This window comes from Heyndrickxia shackletonii (assembly GCF_001420715.1).
In the GTDB taxonomy this organism is placed as follows: domain Bacteria; phylum Bacillota; class Bacilli; order Bacillales; family Bacillaceae_C; genus Margalitia; species Margalitia shackletonii.
In genome coordinates this window covers 156,838-175,102 of record NZ_LJJC01000006.1, presented here as the reverse complement: position 1 = coordinate 175,102, position 18,265 = coordinate 156,838, and the positions used below count along the sequence as shown (strand labels likewise).

Annotated in this window: 13 protein-coding genes; 11 read left to right on the top strand and 2 right to left on the bottom strand. The window is 38.7% G+C overall.

What is annotated here, in order from left to right:
- Positions 1 to 229: 229 nt before the first annotated feature.
- Positions 230 to 1,432 carry a cardiolipin synthase gene (cls, locus tag AN964_RS19235; protein ID WP_055741440.1) on the bottom strand — a complete coding sequence of 401 codons (1,203 nt, stop codon included), beginning with the start codon at positions 1,430 to 1,432 and terminating at the stop codon, positions 230 to 232.
- Between the two features lie 248 nt (positions 1,433 to 1,680).
- Between cls and AN964_RS19230 the strand changes: the two genes are divergently transcribed.
- The 9 genes from AN964_RS19230 to pyrG all read left to right on the top strand — a co-directional run bounded on the left by AN964_RS19230 (position 1,681) and on the right by pyrG (position 15,585).
- Positions 1,681 to 3,798, top strand: a complete 2,118-nt coding sequence (locus AN964_RS19230; protein WP_055741439.1) for a 4Fe-4S dicluster domain-containing protein — start codon at positions 1,681 to 1,683, stop codon at positions 3,796 to 3,798.
- A gap of 286 nt (positions 3,799 to 4,084) precedes the next feature.
- Positions 4,085 to 5,266, top strand: a complete 1,182-nt coding sequence (locus AN964_RS19225) for an acetyl-CoA C-acetyltransferase (protein ID WP_055741438.1) — start codon at positions 4,085 to 4,087, stop codon at positions 5,264 to 5,266.
- A gap of 14 nt (positions 5,267 to 5,280) precedes the next feature.
- A complete protein-coding gene (locus AN964_RS19220) occupies positions 5,281 to 6,132 on the top strand; it encodes a 3-hydroxybutyryl-CoA dehydrogenase (RefSeq protein ID WP_055741437.1) in 852 nt (283 codons plus the stop codon).
- 44 nt (positions 6,133 to 6,176) lie between these two features.
- Positions 6,177 to 7,298 carry an acyl-CoA dehydrogenase gene (locus tag AN964_RS19215; RefSeq protein WP_055741436.1) on the top strand — a complete coding sequence of 374 codons (1,122 nt, stop codon included), beginning with the start codon at positions 6,177 to 6,179 and terminating at the stop codon, positions 7,296 to 7,298.
- A gap of 12 nt (positions 7,299 to 7,310) precedes the next feature.
- Complete coding sequence (locus AN964_RS19210; RefSeq protein WP_055741435.1) at positions 7,311 to 8,450, top strand: acyl-CoA dehydrogenase; 1,140 nt, start codon at positions 7,311 to 7,313, stop codon at positions 8,448 to 8,450.
- A 328-nt stretch (positions 8,451 to 8,778) separates the two neighbouring features.
- Positions 8,779 to 9,420 (top strand): TetR/AcrR family transcriptional regulator, encoded by a 642-nt coding sequence (locus AN964_RS19205; RefSeq protein ID WP_055741434.1) that lies wholly within the window; start codon positions 8,779 to 8,781, stop codon positions 9,418 to 9,420.
- A gap of 14 nt (positions 9,421 to 9,434) precedes the next feature.
- Complete coding sequence (gene icmF, locus AN964_RS19200; protein WP_055741433.1) at positions 9,435 to 12,701, top strand: fused isobutyryl-CoA mutase/GTPase IcmF; 3,267 nt, start codon at positions 9,435 to 9,437, stop codon at positions 12,699 to 12,701.
- A 451-nt stretch (positions 12,702 to 13,152) separates the two neighbouring features.
- Entirely contained in the window at positions 13,153 to 13,743 is a 591-nt protein-coding gene (gene rpoE / locus AN964_RS19195) for a DNA-directed RNA polymerase subunit delta (protein WP_055741432.1), read from the top strand.
- Between the two features lie 243 nt (positions 13,744 to 13,986).
- Complete coding sequence (gene pyrG / locus AN964_RS19190; protein ID WP_055741431.1) at positions 13,987 to 15,585, top strand: CTP synthase; 1,599 nt, start codon at positions 13,987 to 13,989, stop codon at positions 15,583 to 15,585.
- Positions 15,586 to 15,627: 42 nt separating this feature from the next.
- Here pyrG and AN964_RS19185 read toward each other — a convergent pair whose 3' ends face one another.
- The gene (locus AN964_RS19185; RefSeq protein ID WP_321198435.1) at positions 15,628 to 16,152 is read right to left on the bottom strand and encodes a DUF2529 domain-containing protein; all 525 of its coding nucleotides are present in this window, start codon (positions 16,150 to 16,152) and stop codon (positions 15,628 to 15,630) included.
- Between the two features lie 535 nt (positions 16,153 to 16,687).
- Between AN964_RS19185 and AN964_RS19180 the strand changes: the two genes are divergently transcribed.
- Together AN964_RS19180 and AN964_RS19175 are read left to right on the top strand one after the other, a co-directional pair.
- Positions 16,688 to 17,065, top strand: coding sequence for a response regulator (locus tag AN964_RS19180; RefSeq protein WP_055741429.1), 378 nt, complete (start codon positions 16,688 to 16,690; stop codon positions 17,063 to 17,065).
- 218 nt (positions 17,066 to 17,283) lie between these two features.
- Entirely contained in the window at positions 17,284 to 18,138 is an 855-nt protein-coding gene (locus AN964_RS19175) for a class II fructose-bisphosphate aldolase (protein ID WP_055741428.1), read from the top strand.
- The last annotated feature ends 127 nt before the right edge of the window (positions 18,139 to 18,265 follow it).

The window sequence follows — 18,265 nt, the reverse complement described above, 5'->3', positions numbered from 1 at the left end:
TGGATAGTACATTGTTACGGTATAGAGGTTACTCAAAAATAACCTCTATTTTTTCCTACTTTTTTAAATAAGGGATCGACGGCAACTCAGAATATTTCCACTGTTATGGACAATAATCCCGCGAAAATTTGAGTTAATCCCGCCAAATCCAGTAATAATCCGGCGAAATCTTCCAATAATCCCGCCAAACCAAAAATGTCCCTACTGCATCACTGCATTTGGGACATTTCTATAAAAAATCTTCGACTGCTTTAGCTCCAACTTCCTTCAACTTTGTAGCGAATGTAGTATTTTTCAATTCCTCCATCGAAAGACGATGAGAGTCACAAATATCCTTTTCGACGACTGTAAGTATTTTTTGAATAAAATCCTGATCATAAATATAACAATTAATTTCAAGGTTTAAATATATACTTCTCCGATCAAAATTCGCCGTTCCGATTTGGCATATTTCTTCATCCACAATAATTATTTTCGCATGGTAAAATCCATTTAAATATTGATATACTTCTGCCCCCAACCCAATTAAGGCCCTAAGATAAAAAAAGGAAGCCTCTTTTACTAAGAAGTGGTCTGCTTTTTTGGGGACAATAATTCGAACTTTTACTCCTCTTTTCAAAGCATCCATTAATTTCCCTAAAATAGTCTTAGAGGGAATAAAATAGGGGGTGCCAATACATATTGATTCCTTTGCAGCTTCAATTAATTCACATACTGTATGTTCTAAGCGCAAGCCTTCTGTCGGTAAAAATTGATGTTGCATTTCCCCTGTTGGAAGTGCTGAGAAATATTTATCGTCTTTTTCAATAGGATTTTTTGTTGAGCGATTCCAATCTATTAGAAACTCATTTTGTAAATCATGAACGCTCTCACCGAAAATACGTAGGTGATAATCCCTCCATGGAGATAAAACAGGATCCTCATCGGTGTATTCCTTCCCAACATTATACCCGCCAACATATCCAATTTTACCGTCAATGACGGAAATTTTCCGATGGTTCCGTTGTTGCAGGGAGAAGAAGGGATATGGGAATTTCAACCGATTACTATAGGCAACATGTCCGCCTGCGTTTCTTATTTCCTTTATCAAAGATTTAGGGGTATTGTGGCTCCCCAGCCAATCTATCAACAGGCGAACTTCAACACCTTGCTTTGCTTTTTGTATCAGCAGCTGTAAAAAATTCTTACTGAACTGATCATCTTTTACAATATAAAATAAAATATGAATGCTTGATTGTGCATCATTTATATCAGCAAACAATAATGAGAAAAGATCTTTCCCATGTGTAATAAGATGTATATCACCTTTTCGTTTGGAATAGTCTCTAGAAGGGCTATTCTGGTGAAAATTTCTTCGGCCCATTTTATAATCCAGAATGCAGTACGCAACGATTAGAATAATGAATAAAATCAAAATAGAAACCCATATCATCATACTCTCTCCTCGGGGAGTCATAAAGTCTTACTATTATAGCCTAAAAGCGTGAGAATCATGAGGTAGATAGTATTTTCAAAAAGGGGAAAAAACATAATAGTATTTGCTATTATAAATTTTTAAAAAATATCGTAGAAACCTGTTGACTGAATGCTCATTCATTATATAATGTAAGTAAGCAACATTCAGAAAATTTTGGTGTTTCGAAGGGGTATTTCACCTTAGAGGGGAGTGTTTTCACAAAGATGAGTTGGTTATTGTGGGTGAATTGGATTGCATTTCTTTTTGTAACCGTTTACGCGATATCCTTGTTTGTGTATGTGGTCAAAACGAGGGTTCAATATATCAAACTAGGAAAAAAAGTAGAGTTTGATAAACGCATGAAGGAACGGATGCAAAAGATTTGGATCAACGTATTTGGTCAGAAAAAGCTTTTAAAGGATAAAAAAAGCGGGGCCATCCATGTAATGTTCTTCTACGGCTTTATTTTGGTGCAATTTGGAGCCATCGACTTTATTTGGAGAGGGTTAGCACCCGATTCTCATCTACCGCTTGGACCAATATATCCTGGCTTTACGTTTTTCCAAGAAATTGTTACGTTAGTTATTTTAGTAGCAACCATCTGGGCATTTTATCGCCGTTATATCGAAAAATTAGTGCGATTGAAACGCGGGTTTAAATCAGGACTTGTCTTATTATTTATCGGTGGATTAATGATATCTGTTTTAGTTGGAAGCGGAATGGGCATCATTTGGCATGGTGAAGAATTGTCATGGACGGAGCCAATTGCATCCTGTATCGCTGCAGCGTTTGGATGGATTGGTGAAACAGCATCCATCATTATCTTCTATATTGCATGGTGGATTCATTTGATTTTCTTATTATCATTCCTAGTCTATGTTCCACAATCAAAACATGCACACTTAATTGCAGGACCGGCAAATGTATTCTTAAACCGTTTGGATGGTGTTGGAAAACTCAGTCCTATTAACTTTGAAGATGAATCCCAGGAATCGTTTGGGGTTGGAAAGATTGAGGATTTCAAACAACATCAACTAGTGGATTTATATGCTTGTGTGGAATGCGGTCGTTGTACTAATATGTGTCCTGCAACAGGGACAGGAAAAATGTTGTCTCCGATGGATTTAATCGTAAAGCTGAGAGACCATTTAACAAACTATGGAGCTGCAGTTACATCCAAGCAGCCGTGGGTACCGACTTTTGCTTTTTCTCATACAAAAGGAAATCAAATTGCATTAGCTAGTGGAGGCCAAGGAGCGGAGGAGTCTGCAGCAGCATTAAGCTACAGTCCAAGCCTAATTGGCGATATTATTACAGAAGAAGAAATCTGGGCTTGTACAACATGCCGTAACTGTGAAGATCAATGTCCAGTAATGAACGAGCATGTGGACAAAATCATCGACCTGCGTCGTTATCTTGTTTTAACAGAAGGAAAGATGAATCCGGATGCACAAAGAGCCATGCAAAACATTGAACGCCAAGGAAATCCATGGGGATTAAATCGCAAGGAACGTGAGAATTGGCGAGAAGCAAGAGAAGATGTACATGTTCCTACAGTGAAGGAAATGAAAAAAGCAGGCGAGGAATTTGAATATTTATTCTGGGTTGGCTCTATGGGATCCTTTGATAACAGAAGTCAAAAGATTGCTTTATCATTTGCAAAGCTGATGAACGAAGCGGGCGTGAAGTTCGCCATTTTAGGAAATAAAGAGAAAAACTCAGGAGATACGGCGCGCCGCTTAGGAAATGAGTTTTTATTCCAAGAACTTGCTGGGCAAAATATTGATGAGTTCCAGAAAAATGATGTGAAGAAAATTGTTACGATTGACCCTCATGCATATAACATTTTCAAGAAGGAATATCCTGATTTTGGTTTGGAAGCAGAGGTATATCATCATACAGAGCTTCTTCATCAATTATTGCAGGATGGCCGCCTTGTATCAAAATATGAGGTAAAGGAAACCATCACCTTCCACGATTCTTGTTATTTAGGTCGCTATAATGATGTGTATGATCCGCCTCGTGAAATTCTAAAATCATTGCCGGGAGTTAAGCTTGTGGAAATGGAACGCAATCGCGAAACAGGAATGTGCTGCGGCGCAGGCGGGGGATTAATGTGGATGGAAGAGGACACAGGTCATCGTATTAATGTTGCAAGGACAGAGCAAGCATTGGCGGTGAATCCATCTGTCATCAGCTCTGGATGTCCGTACTGTTTGACAATGCTATCAGATGGTACAAAAGCAAAAGAAGTCGAAGATACCGTCAAAACATATGACGTGGCAGAGCTTCTTGAAAAGGCCGTTTGCGGTGAACCTGAACAAACAACCGTAGCCTCATAAATAATTTCGCAAAATTTTATTAAAATATTTCAACTTTTACTATTAATCATATATTATAGAATTATAAAAAATGTTAAAGGGACTTTCGATGTCCCTTTTCTATTCATTCTTTGCCGAGCGAGCGTTCAGTCAATATGACGAAAGCGATTTTAAGCAAATCGATGCTTCGTATTTCACAAGATGAAAGCGGTTACTATCGTGAATCTCAAAGTAATATAAAATTCGAAGTGAAGTTAGGAGCTGTCTAGCTCCAGCACCTACGCTTTTCTATTAGGAGGAGATTAAAGTGACAAGAACAGTGATTCTAAGCGGCGCGAGAACACCTTTTGGCAAGTTTGGTGGCGGTTTAAGTTCCTTAACAGCTACGCAATTAGGTGGTATAGCAGTTAAGGAAGCATTACAACGGGCTAATGTTCAACCGGAAGAAGTGCAAGAAGTCATTTTAGGTACTGTTTTACAAGGCGGTCAAGGGCAAATCCCTTCAAGACAGGCTGCAAGAGAAGCCGGAATACCTTGGGAAGTAAAGACGGAAACCATTAATAAGGTTTGTGCATCAGGAATGAGAAGTGTCACTCTAGCGGATCAAATTATCCGTGCCGGGGATGAGGAGTTAATAGTTGCCGGTGGAATGGAATCGATGTCGAATGCGCCATATATTCTTCCAAAAGCACGATGGGGAATGAGAATGGGGGATGCAGCACTTCAGGATTTAATGCTTCATGATGGTTTAACATGTAGTTTCAGCGGGGTTCATATGGGGACCTACGGAAACAATACAGCGGAAGAATTCGAGATTACGAGAGAAGAACAGGATAAGTGGGCGTATAGGAGTCATCAACGGGCCGTTACAGCGATTGAAAAAGGGGTATTTGCTGAAGAAATCATACCTGTAACCATCCATGGGCGCAAAGGGGACCCGATTGTTGTTAAGGATGATGAAGCACCTAGAAAAGATACCTCGGTTGAGAAACTGGCCAAATTATCTCCAGCTTTTGATAAGAATGGAACGATAACGGCAGGAAATGCACCTGGTGTCAATGATGGAGCTGCAGCACTGGTGTTAATGAGTGAGGAAAGAGCACAGAAAGAGGGACGGGAACCACTTGCTTATATCTTAGGTCACACTGCTATTGCGACGGAAGCGAAGGATTTTCCGCAAACACCTGGATTAGTCATTAACGCGCTTTTAAAGAAAACAGGTAAAACAGTGGATGAAATTGATTTGTTTGAAATTAATGAAGCATTTGCCGCGGTTTCATTGGCAAGCAGTAAAATTGCGAATATCGATTCGGAAAAGGTAAATGTTAATGGCGGAGCCGTTGCACTTGGGCATCCGATTGGTGCAAGCGGTGCAAGAATTATTTTAACACTCGCGTACGAGTTAAAAAGACGCGGCGGTGGAATTGGAATAGCTGCCATTTGCTCCGGAGGCGGTCAAGGCGACGCTATTATGATAGAGGTTAAGTAGAGGGAGGTCCTACAATGAATATTAAAACAGTAATGGTAATTGGTGCCGGACAAATGGGATCAGGAATTGCCCAGGTTTGTGCGCAGGCCGGATATAAAGTCATTTTAAATGATTTAAAGGATGAATTTGTGGAAAAAGGTTTAGGTGTTATTTCTAAAAATCTCTCCCATCAGGTGCAGAAAGAAAGAATGACGGAGGACGAAAAAAATAACATTCTATCTAATCTGGTAAAATCTACGAATCTAGGAGATGCGAAAGAAGCAGATATTGTGATTGAAGCAGCAGTCGAAAACATGAATATCAAAGCAAAAATTTTCGCCGACTTGGATCAAATTGCACCAGAGCATACGATTTTGGCTTCTAACACTTCATCACTGCCAATTACCGAAATTGCTGCCGCGACAAAGCGTCCGGAAAAAGTAATTGGTATGCATTTCATGAATCCAGTGCCTGTCATGAAGCTGGTGGAAATCATCCGTGGGCTTGCAACAGCAGATGAAGTATATCAAGTTATTGAAGATATGACAAAGACACTGAACAAGGTACCGGTCGAGGTTAATGATTTTCCGGGCTTCGTTTCCAATCGTGTCCTCATGCCAATGATCAATGAAGCAATTTATACATTATACGAAGGAGTAGCTACCAAGGAAGCAATCGACGAGGTCATGAAGCTTGGGATGAACCATCCGATGGGACCGCTTACTCTTGCTGACTTCATTGGGCTGGATACATGTCTTTATATTATGGAGACCCTGCATGAAGGGTTTGGGGATGATAAATACAGACCTTGTCCACTTTTAAGAAAATACGTTAAAGCAGGTTGGTTAGGCAAGAAAACAGGACGCGGATTTTATATTTATGACTAATGAAGAGATTGATAGGTGTAATACCGAACAAAGGGGTGACAGGGATGGATTTGCATTTTACAGAAGAGCAAATCATGATGAGAAACATGGTTCGTGATTTTGCCGAAGACGAAATTGTCCCTTTTATTGAAAGAATGGAAAGTGGTGATTTCCCGAGAGAAATCCTCCGTAAAATGGGGGAACTTGGTTTGATGGGGATTATCGTGCCAGAAGAGTATGGCGGATCAGGCATGGATTATATGTCATATATTATTGCGTTACATGAGATTTCCAAAGTTAGTGCAACAATAGGGGTTATTCTTTCCGTACACACATCTGTGGGCACAAGCCCAATCCTTTATTTTGGTACGGAGGAGCAGAAGCAAAAATATGTTCCGAAGCTTGCATCGGGGGAATATCTTGGGGCATTTTGCTTAACAGAGGCAAATGCAGGTTCGGATGCTAGAAGCCTTCGAACAAAAGCGGTCAAACAAGGGGATTATTATATATTAAATGGCTCGAAAATGTTTATTACTAATGGCGGTGAGGCAGATATCTACATTGTGTTTGCTAAAACCGGTCAGACGGAAGTCACTGCTTTTATTGTGGAAAAGGATACTCCAGGGCTAATTATCGGAAAAGATGAGCATAAAATGGGGCTATCTGGATCAAGAACGGTACAACTCACTTTTGAGGACATGAAAGTTCCTGTAGAGAATCGATTAGGCGAAGAGGGGCAAGGCTATAAAATTGCCATGTACAACCTGGATAGTGGCCGTATTGGAATCGCTACCCAAGCTCTTGGGATAGCTGATGCAGCATTTGAAAAGGCAGTTGAATATGCCAAGGAGCGCAAACAATTTGGTAAGCCAATTGCTGCTCAACAAGGAGTTGGCTTTAAGCTGGCGGATATGGCAACAAGTGTAGAGGCAGCGAAATTACTCGTATATCGGGCTGCAAATCTTCGGACAGAAGGACTTCCTTGTGGAAAGGAAGCATCCATCGCAAAGTTATTTGCCTCGCGTACCGCTGTAGAAGTAACAACAGAAGCAATCCAAGTGTTTGGAGGCTACGGATATACAAAGGATTATCCTGTAGAAAGGCTTTTCCGGGATGCAAAAATCACCGAGATATATGAAGGTACAAGTGAAATTCAACGCATTGTTATTAGCAAATATTTAGTCTAGGAGGAATACAAGGTGAATTTTAAACTATCTGAAGAACATGAAATGATTCGAAAAATGGTCCGTGATTTTGCAGAAAACGAAGTAGCTCCAACAGCTGCAGAACGTGATGAAGAGGAACGCTTTGATCGTGAAATCTTCGATAAAATGGCGGAATTAGGACTAACAGGTATTCCTTGGCCGGAGGAGTATGGCGGTATTGGCAGTGATTATTTGGCTTATTGTATTGCGGTAGAAGAGTTATCAAGAGTCTGTGCATCAACTGGTGTAACACTTTCCGCTCATACCTCCTTGGCAGGCTGGCCAATTTTCAAATTTGGATCGGAAGAACAAAAGCAAAAATATTTGCGTCCAATGGCAGAAGGCAAGAAAATCGGCGGTTATGGCTTAACGGAACCGGGATCAGGATCTGATGCTGGCGGCATGAGAACGACAGCACGTCTGGAAGGGGATCATTATGTACTGAACGGTTCAAAAATCTTCATTACCAATGGCGGGGTTGCAGATATCTATGTTGTATTTGCGTTAACAGATCCATCCTCTAAGCATAAAGGTACCAGTGCCTTTATTATCGAATCCGATTTCAAAGGTTTCTCCGTGGGAAAGAAAGAGAAGAAACTAGGAATTCGTTCATCGCCAACAACAGAAATTATTTTTGAAGATTGTATTGTACCAAAGGAAAACCTTCTAGGAGAAGAGGGAGATGGGTTTAAGATAGCGATGATGACCTTAGATGGCGGACGGAATGGTATTGCTGCTCAAGCAGTAGGTATTGCACAAGGGGCACTAGATGCAGCAGTTGCTTATGCAAAGGAACGCCATCAATTTGGCAAACCAATTGTTGCGAATCAAGGGGTATCTTTTAAACTAGCAGATATGGCAACAAATGTGGAAGCATCTCGTTTATTAACCTATCAAGCTGCATGGTTAGAATCGAATGGATTACCATATGGAAAAGAATCGGCAATGTCGAAGCTTTTTGCGGGGGATACAGCAATGAAAGTGACAACAGAAGCCGTTCAGGTATTTGGCGGATATGGTTATACAAAAGACTATCCAGTAGAAAGATTTATGCGTGATGCGAAAATTACTCAAATCTATGAAGGTACACAAGAGATTCAAAGATTAGTTATTTCACGAATGCTAACAAAGTAATGGGGAGATTTACTTTTTCACGGTCAAAAAGGGGATTTTAATATATTACGAAGATTATCTTAAGTATGGATTTTGTCTAGTTCCAGGTGAAATTTGCGCTTCAATTTCAATAACGCCTATCGGCTAGTGGATTTCTCCGTCTTCTCCCTACGATAAGTCAACATCAGGTGAAATTTGCACTTCAAATTTTACTCGGTGAAAATGGTAGTTCAATTTTCAATAGCTCGTGAACTACCTCAGCACGGTTTCCTTTATCTCAGTCGAAGACTACGAAATCCATACGCCGATGGTCAAGGCGCTTACACTTTTCTAAAAAGGAGGCGGGTTAATGGTAGTGAATAAAAAACGAACGGTCCATGCCTCTGTGAAAGACGAACGTTTAGTAAAAATGCGTAGAAATCAAATGATTCGAGGGGCAGTAGCTCTTTTTAAACAAAAGGGCTTCCACCGAACCACAACACGGGAAATTGCCCAAGCTGCGGGATTCAGCATTGGAACATTATATGAATATATTCGAACAAAAGAGGATGTTTTATATTTAGTTTGTGATAGCATCTATGACCAGGTACGGGAGCGTTTGCAGGGAATGGATGTAGACAAGGGGACATTGGAAAGTCTGAAACTGGGGATTGCTCATTATTTTAAAATCATGGATGAAATGCAGGATGAAGTTCTCGTTATGTATCAGGAAGCAAAGTCATTATCCAAGGATGCACTTCCATATGTTTTAAAAAAGGAATTGGAAATGGTCGGGATGTTTGAAACGATTATTAGACGCTGCATTGACAATGGCGAGCTTGTAATGGATGACGAACATATCGATTTATTGTCCCATAATATCTTTGTGCAAGGGCAAATGTGGGGTTTCAGAAGATGGGCATTAGCAAAAAATTATACCATTGATGATTATATTAAAGTGCAAACAGATTTGCTTTTTACAGGTATTGAACAATATCAAACACAACTGTGAACAGGGGGATGAAAATGAGCACAGTTCAAATTTATCGGCCAAAACATGCGGTTCGTTTTGTTACAGCATCAAGCCTTTTCGATGGTCATGATGCCTCCATCAATATCATGCGGAGAATTTTGCAGTCAAGCGGAGCAGAGGTTATCCATCTTGGCCATAACCGATCTGTAGAAGAGGTCGTAAATGCCGCAATCCAAGAGGATGTTCAAGGAATTGCGATTTCTTCGTATCAAGGGGGACATGTCGAATATTTTAAATACATGTATGATTTATTGAAAGAAAGAGGAGCTTCCCATATCCGTATTTATGGCGGCGGAGGCGGGGTTATTATTCCACGTGAAATAAAAGAATTACATGATTATGGAATCTCCTGGATTTTTTCTCCCGATGATGGAAGGAAATATGGCCTTCAAGGGATGATTAATATCATGCTGGAGGAATGCGACCATCCTACTCTAACCGGTTCTTTACAGGAAGAGATAGAAAAGCTGCAAGCCGGAAATATCAATGCGGTCGCGAAGCTTATCACTATTGCTGAAAATCAATTAGATTTAAAAGATGAGGCTGCAACAGCTGTTGAAAGTGCTCTTCTTGAATTGAAAAATGTTTCGTCCAAGTCTCCGGTAATCGGAATAACCGGTACAGGGGGAGCGGGTAAGAGCTCTTTGACGGATGAATTAATTCGTCGTTTCCTAAACGAAATACCTGAAAAAAGAGTTGCGATTCTATCTATTGATCCGACAAAACAAAAAACGGGTGGCGCATTACTAGGGGATAGAATTCGTATGAATGCTATTTTTAACTCACGTGTATATATGAGAAGCTTGGCAACCCGCGGTTCAAGAACCGAGCTATCCCTTGCAATAAAGGATGCCATTAATATAGTAAAAGCGGCAGGATTTGACCTTATCATCGTGGAAACAAGTGGAATCGGGCAAGGTGATGCTGAAATTACGGAGATTTGCGATATCTCGATGTATGTCATGACTAGTGAGTTTGGAGCCCCTTCCCAATTGGAAAAAATCGATATGATTGATTATGCCGATCTTATCGTCATTAATAAATTTGAACGCCAAGGATCAGAAGATGCTAGAAGCCAGGTTCGCAAGCAGTATCAACGCAGTCATCTGCTATTTGATCAAGAACTGAAAAAGATGCCTGTCTACGGTACCATTGCAAGTCAATTTAATGATCCGGGAACGAATGCGCTTTTTGCCGCACTTATTGAAAAAGTAAATGAAAAAATGGGCTTTAATTGGGAAGTGTCATTTTCAAAGGATGCAAAGGTTGAAAAGCAAAATGTCATTATTCCGAATAGCAGAAGATATTATTTAAGGGAGATTTCTGATACCGTAAGAAATTATCATAAAAAAGCGAAAGAGCAAGTCCAGTTTGCAAGGAAGTTATTCCAATTAGAGGGTGCAATTGCAGCAGCAAAAGAAACCGGATTAAATCAAGAAATTATTTCACCGCTTGAAGTATTAAAACAGGATACTGAAGAAAAACTCACGACGGAATCAAAAAAAATATTAAAAAACTGGCAGGAACTTAAAGAAAAATATGCAGGTGATCAATTTATCACGAGAATACGTGATAAAGAAATTGTAACAGAACTAAAAACAACCAGCTTATCTGGTCTTAAAATTCCTAAGGTAGCCCTGCCAAAATACGAGGATTACGGAGAAATTTTAGGCTGGGTGTATAGAGAAAATGTTCCTGGTTCCTTTCCTTTTACAGCAGGAGTATTTCCGTTTAAGCGTGAAGGCGAGGATCCAAAAAGGCAATTTGCTGGAGAAGGAACTCCGGAAAGAACAAACCGAAGATTTCATTACTTATCTAAGGATGACTCTGCAAAACGTTTAAGTACAGCATTTGACTCTGTTACTTTATATGGGGAAGATCCTGATTATCGTCCAGACATTTATGGAAAAGTTGGAGAATCAGGGGTAAGTATTTGTACACTGGATGATATGAAGAAGCTGTATGCTGGATTTGATCTTTGTCACCCATCCACATCGGTTTCTATGACGATTAATGGACCTGCGCCAATCATTTTAGCAATGTTTATGAATACTGCCATCGACCAACAAGTGAAAAGAAAAGAAGAGGAACTTGGCCGGTTAGTGACACCCCAAGAATTTGCTGAAATAAAAGAGCAGACATTACAGGTAGTACGAGGAACGGTGCAAGCGGATATTTTAAAAGAAGATCAAGGGCAAAATACATGTATTTTTTCTACTGAATTTGCCCTAAGAATGATGGGTGATATTCAGCAATACTTTATTGATCATAAAGTACGCAACTATTATTCCGTCTCGATCTCTGGTTACCATATCGCGGAAGCTGGAGCTAATCCAATTTCACAGCTTGCTTTTACATTGGCAAATGGCTTTACCTATGTAGAATATTATTTAAGTCGCGGTATGAATATTAACGACTTTGCACCAAATCTATCTTTCTTTTTCTCCAATGGTCTGGACCCAGAGTACTCCGTGATTGGAAGGGTAGCAAGGAGAATTTGGGCAATCGTTATGAGAGATAAATATGGAGCAAATGAGCGCAGCCAGAAATTGAAATATCATATTCAAACCTCCGGCCGGTCCTTACATGCTCAGGAGATTGATTTTAATGATATTCGTACAACGCTGCAAGCATTAATGGCTATCCATGATAATTGTAATTCTCTTCATACAAATGCATATGATGAAGCCATTACGACACCGACTGAGGAATCGGTAAGACGGGCAATGGCCATTCAAATGATTATTACAAAGGAACACGGTTTAACGAAAAATGAAAATCCATTACAAGGTTCCTTTATTATTGAAGAATTAACAGACCTAGTAGAAGAAGCCGTCCTTCAAGAATTTGAGAGAATTAATGATCGCGGCGGAGTTCTTGGCGCTATGGAAACCCAATATCAACGTGGCAAGATCCAGGAAGAATCCATGTTTTATGAAATGAAGAAACACACTGGCGAGCTGCCAATTATTGGGGTTAATACTTATTTAAATCCAAACCCTCCTTCCGAGGAAGAGATGAATAATATTGAACTTGCCCGTGCAACTACCGAAGAAAAAGAAACACAAATCCGCAACCTTCATGATTTCCAAGAACGGAATAATGACAAAGTAGAGGATGCGTTAAAGAAACTAAAACAAACAGCAGTGAATAACGGTAACATCTTTACAGAATTAATGGAAACGGTAAAAGTGGCAAGTCTTGGACAAATTACCCAAGCGCTTTACGAAGTTGGCGGACAGTATAGAAGAAATATGTAGGTAAGTATCAAAATAGCTCTGATTAAAAAGACAGGGCTATTTTGTTTCTAAAAAAAATTGCCTACGTCTAGAGCAAGCAGCCATCGGCTAGCGGATTTCTACGTCTCCTCGCCACGATAAGTCAACATCACCTCAGCACGGTTTCCTTTATCTCGAGGTGAGCGACTACGAAATCCGTACGCCGATGAGCAAGGCGCTTTCGCATTTGTATATTGCATATGACTAAAAAACAGGTAAAATGAATATTGAATTATTATATAGACTAATGAATATTAATCGTGTACATACATACTCTTAGAGGAAAAAAGATTACCAAATGACATGGAAAGGGCAGCCTAGCTAGCATAATTGTTATAAATTTGTTTATAATGGTAAATATGTATTTTGCCCTAATGATGTTTTTTGCCTTTTTTCACTCTAATGAGTGTAAATATAGAAAGGGAGTGCGAAGTTGAGTTTACAGCAATTATCTAAAGAAGATTTAAAAGAAATGTCTCTTATCGAGCTTGCCTACCAGCTAATGGAGGAAAAAAAACAAGCCTATGCATTTTCAGATTTAATAGAAGAAATAGCAACTCTGCTTGAATTATCACAAGATGAAATTCGTTCACGTATGGTTCAGTTTTACACAGATTTAAATATTGACGGTCGTTTTCTTAGCTTAGGTGAAAATCGTTGGGGATTAAGAATTTGGTATCCATATGATCAAATTGATGAAGAAATAGCACCGGCTGTTAAGTCTAAAAAGAAAAAGGCTAAAAAGGCTTATGAAGAAGACGATGATGATCTTGAATTAATGGATGATGATCTAGACTACGATGATTTAGATGATTTTGAAGACGAAGATTTAATCGATGATGAGGATGAAGACGAAGAAGATGATGACTTCGTGGATCTAGACGAAGAAGATGATGATGCATTTGAAGAAGATGAAGATTTAATCGGTGAGGATGAATACGACCTTGATGTCGACGATGATGATATAGATGAGGAAGAAGAGGAAGAGGAAGAAGAATTTGATGAGGAAGAAGAAGATAAATAATCCACTTGACTTCTTTCAATTAGACAGGTAGTATTTTATTTGGGCTCCTTACAAAAGGAACTGAAAATATATAAACTATGCTCCCCTTGCATTTATTGCGATAGGGGGCTTTTTTTGTTTTTATGAAGGTTTTGCTCGTAAGCACACTCCTTTACTCACTTTAATTGTGCGAAAATGAGGAAGGAAAAGTATCAAAATTATTACATGAGGAACAATAATTTTTGACCAGAAGGGGGAAAAATTGTGACAAAATACATCTTTGTAACAGGCGGTGTCGTTTCTTCTTTAGGAAAAGGAATCACTGCAGCATCATTAGGAAGGCTACTTAAAAATCGGGGTTTAACCGTAACCATTCAAAAATTTGACCCCTATATTAATGTTGACCCTGGAACCATGAGCCCTTATCAACATGGGGAAGTCTTTGTAACGGATGATGGTGCGGAAACAGATTTGGATTTAGGGCACTATGAGCGTTTTATCGATATTAACGTTACAAAATATAGCAGTGTAACAACAGGTAAGGTATACTCCGAAGTTTTGAGAAAAGAGAGACGTGGAGAATATTTAGGTGGGACGGTTCAAGTTATCCCTCATATAACTAACGAAATTAAAAGCAGAGTATTTCGTGCAGGTGAAGTTACGAATGCTGATGTGGTTATTACTGAAATTGGCGGTACTGTTGGCGATATCGAATCACTGCCATTCCTTGAAGCAATTCGCCAAATTAAAAGTGATATCGGCCGTGAAAATGTAATGTATATCCATTGTACATTGGTACCATTCATCAAAGCAGCTGGTGAGATGAAGACAAAGCCTACCCAACACAGTGTAAAAGAACTGCGTAGCTTAGGGATCCAACCAAATATTATAGTTGTAAGAACGGAAATGCCAATTTCACAGGATATGAAAGATAAAATTGCCTTGTTCTGTGATATTGATCCAAAGGCTGTTATCGAATGTCGAGATGCCGATACATTATACTCCATTCCACTAGCCCTGCAAGACCAAAAACTGGATCAAATTGTTTGCGATCATTTGAAGATTCAATGTCCGGAAGCTGATATGACCGAATGGATTCAGCTAGTTGAAAGAGTACGAAACTTAAAGAAATCAACAAGAATCGCTTTGGTCGGAAAATATGTTGAGTTGCAGGATGCTTATCTTTCAGTGGTGGAAGCATTAAAGCATGCAGGTTACACGTATGATGCGGATGTTGACATTGATTGGATTAATGCCGAGCATGTAACCGCAGAAAATGTAAATGAATTACTAAAAGATGCAGATGGAGTATTAGTGCCTGGCGGTTTTGGTGATCGTGGAGTGGAAGGGAAAATCCTTGCGATTCAATTTGCTCGAGAAAATAAAGTTCCTTTCCTAGGTATTTGTTTAGGTATGCAGCTTGCTTCCATTGAATTTGCGCGTAACGTACTTGGATTAAAAGGAGCACATTCTGCAGAAATTGATCCAACAACAAAATATCCAATTATCGATCTATTGCCTGAGCAAAAGGAAATTGAAGATCTAGGCGGTACATTAAGATTAGGCTTATATCCATGCAGAATAGAAAAGGATACAAAGGCATTTGATGTATATGGAAATGAAATTGTCTACGAAAGACATCGTCATCGTTATGAATTTAATAATCATTACCGTCAAGCTATGGAGGATGAAGGTTTTGTATTCTCAGGAACAAGCCCAAATGGACGTTTAATTGAAATTATCGAATTAAAAGACCATCCATGGTTCGTTGCTTCACAATTTCATCCGGAATTTACATCAAGACCAACAAGACCACAACCATTGTTCCGCGGATTTATCGAAGCTACACTAAATAATAAGTAGCACGAAAAGGATAGGAAAATCTATTTCCTATCCTTTTTTTCCTTAAATACTATCTTCCAGGTACTCAGACATAATCTCATCTAATTGAAATTTTATACAATGATAAATAAAAAGCCCTGCTAATGCAGATGGAAATCCGACTCGATCACCAGTTTCTGAAGGCAGCATTGGTTTTAGTAAATTCGTATTGATATGCACATCTGCCAGGTCTGCTAAATCTTCTGTATCACTTTTTACCTTACCTGCAACGGATGCAAATGGAATATCTTTTTCTTTTAATTCTTTCCCCAGTAAAATTGCCTCTTCATCGGTTGTAAAACGTGAAATGATCAATACACGGTCAGCATCTGTTAAGTCTTTTGCATGTTGAAAAGGGGTGGCATAATTTAAAGGCTCGGCTCCAAAAAATGCTTCCTTGCAAACCGCTTCCATTTCGTTAAAACCTTTTAAATAAATTTTCCCTTCACCTATGGCTGCTTGAGCCAAAAGCCTTGCAGTATCCTCGATAGTTTCTTCTTCTTTTTCAAATATTCTTTGCTGTAATCCATTTAATTGCGTTAAAAACATTTTCAACAAGGTTTAAACACACCTTTCTAATGGGTATAAATCAATGGTTTTTCCAAATGTTGAGCGCAGGTTTTTTCTGCTTATCCACCAACATTTTTTACGTTTTTTATATATTTAAGTCGATTTTCGTAGAGATTGTTGCTTTCACTCTTTATGCAAATACTAAAACAGTATAGATTCTCGGGTTCTCTACTGAAAAAAGGAAATATAAGCAGGAAAATTTATGTGGTTTTTACTAAAAAAAGCAACAATTTTTAGGAAATTAGTTTAATCCAAATATAGATTGAATAGCATTTAAGATTTAGCAGGAATAATCCATATTTAAATAGAACTATACTTAGAAGAATAATACAATTAATATCATAAGACAAAGTGAAATATTTAAATTAAGAGTGGGGGGAGAGTTAATTAGGCTTTAAATAAAACGATATACATATGTTGAACAGCGAAATACCGGGTGAAAATAGCCAAGGCTTAAGAAAACAATTAAGGAAGACCATACATATTTTTAACAGGAATAACAGGGGGTAAGAAAATGGGTGAAGGGAAAGAAAAAATACTGATTGTAGATGACCAGTTCGGCATTCGTATTCTGCTTAATGAAGTCCTGCAAAAGGAAGGTTATCGTACATTCCAAGCAGCCAATGGTGTACAAGCACTAGATATAACGGAAAAACATTCGCCTGACCTTGTGCTTTTGGATATGAAAATCCCTGGAATGGATGGTATTGAAATCTTAAAAAGAATGAGAAAAATTGATCCAGATATAAGAGTCATCATTATGACCGCCTACGGAGAATTAGACATGATTCAAGAGGCAAGGGACTTAGGTGCACTTACGCATTTTGCTAAGCCATTTGATATTGATGATATTCGTTCGGCTGTAAGGAATTACCTGCCATTAAAAAAATAAAAAGGTGAACTATTGATTGCGCATTTGTTTTATGTAACAAAAGTAAATATTTTAAATTTTACTTCTTCAAAAATTGAGTATTGCCTATTGGTAAAAAATGCGGTAGTTTGATATGATGAAATTGCCGTATAAACCTGTATGAAGTCAAAATGTTTGTGAATGATAATGATGAGAACATATACTTACACATTTTGATAAATCTGAAGGAGGAAATCATTATGCCATTAGTTTCTATGAAAGAAATGCTTATTAAAGCAAAAGATGGCCATTATGCAGTTGGTCAATTTAATATTAATAACTTAGAGTTTACTCAGGCTATTCTTTTGGCTGCCCAAGAAGAAAATTCACCAGTAATCCTTGGCGTTTCAGAAGGTGCTGGTAAATATATCGGAGGGTTTAAAACAGTTGTAAAAATGGTCGAAGGTTTAATGGAAGACTATAAAATTACTGTCCCTGTTGCGATTCACTTAGATCATGGTTCTAGCTTTGATAAATGTAAAGAAGCAATCGATGCTGGTTTTACTTCTGTCATGATTGATGCTTCACACCATCCGTTTGATGAAAATGTAGAGATTACTTCTAAGGTAGTGGAATACGCTCATTCAAAAGGTGTTTCTGTTGAGGCAGAGCTTGGAACTGTAGGTGGACAAGAAGATGATGTAGTAGGTGGAATCATCTATGCTGATCCTAAAGAATGTCAAGAGTTAGTACAACGAACTGGTATTGATACTCTTGCTCCTGCTCTTGGATCCGTTCATGGTCCTTATAAAGGGGAACCAAACCTAGGATTTAAAGAAATGGAAGAAATCGGTGCAGCAACTGGCCTTCCACTAGTTCTTCATGGTGGAACTGGAATTCCTACAAAAGATATTCAAAAAGCAATTTCTTTAGGAACTGCAAAAATTAACGTTAATACTGAAAACCAAATTGCTTCTGCAAAACGTGTTCGTGAAGTATTAGCCGCAGATACGGAAATGTATGATCCACGTAAATACTTAGGACCTGCACGTGATGCAATTAAAGAAACAGTTATCGGTAAAATTCGTGAATTTGGTTCATCTAACAAAGCATAATAAAATTTTTAACATAAACTATACAGCAGCAGAATAAACATCAATGAGAAACCGCCTTTATAAAAGGGCGGTTTCCGTTTATTATTAGAAAAGCGAAAGCGCTTTTGTCATCTGTGTATGGATGAGT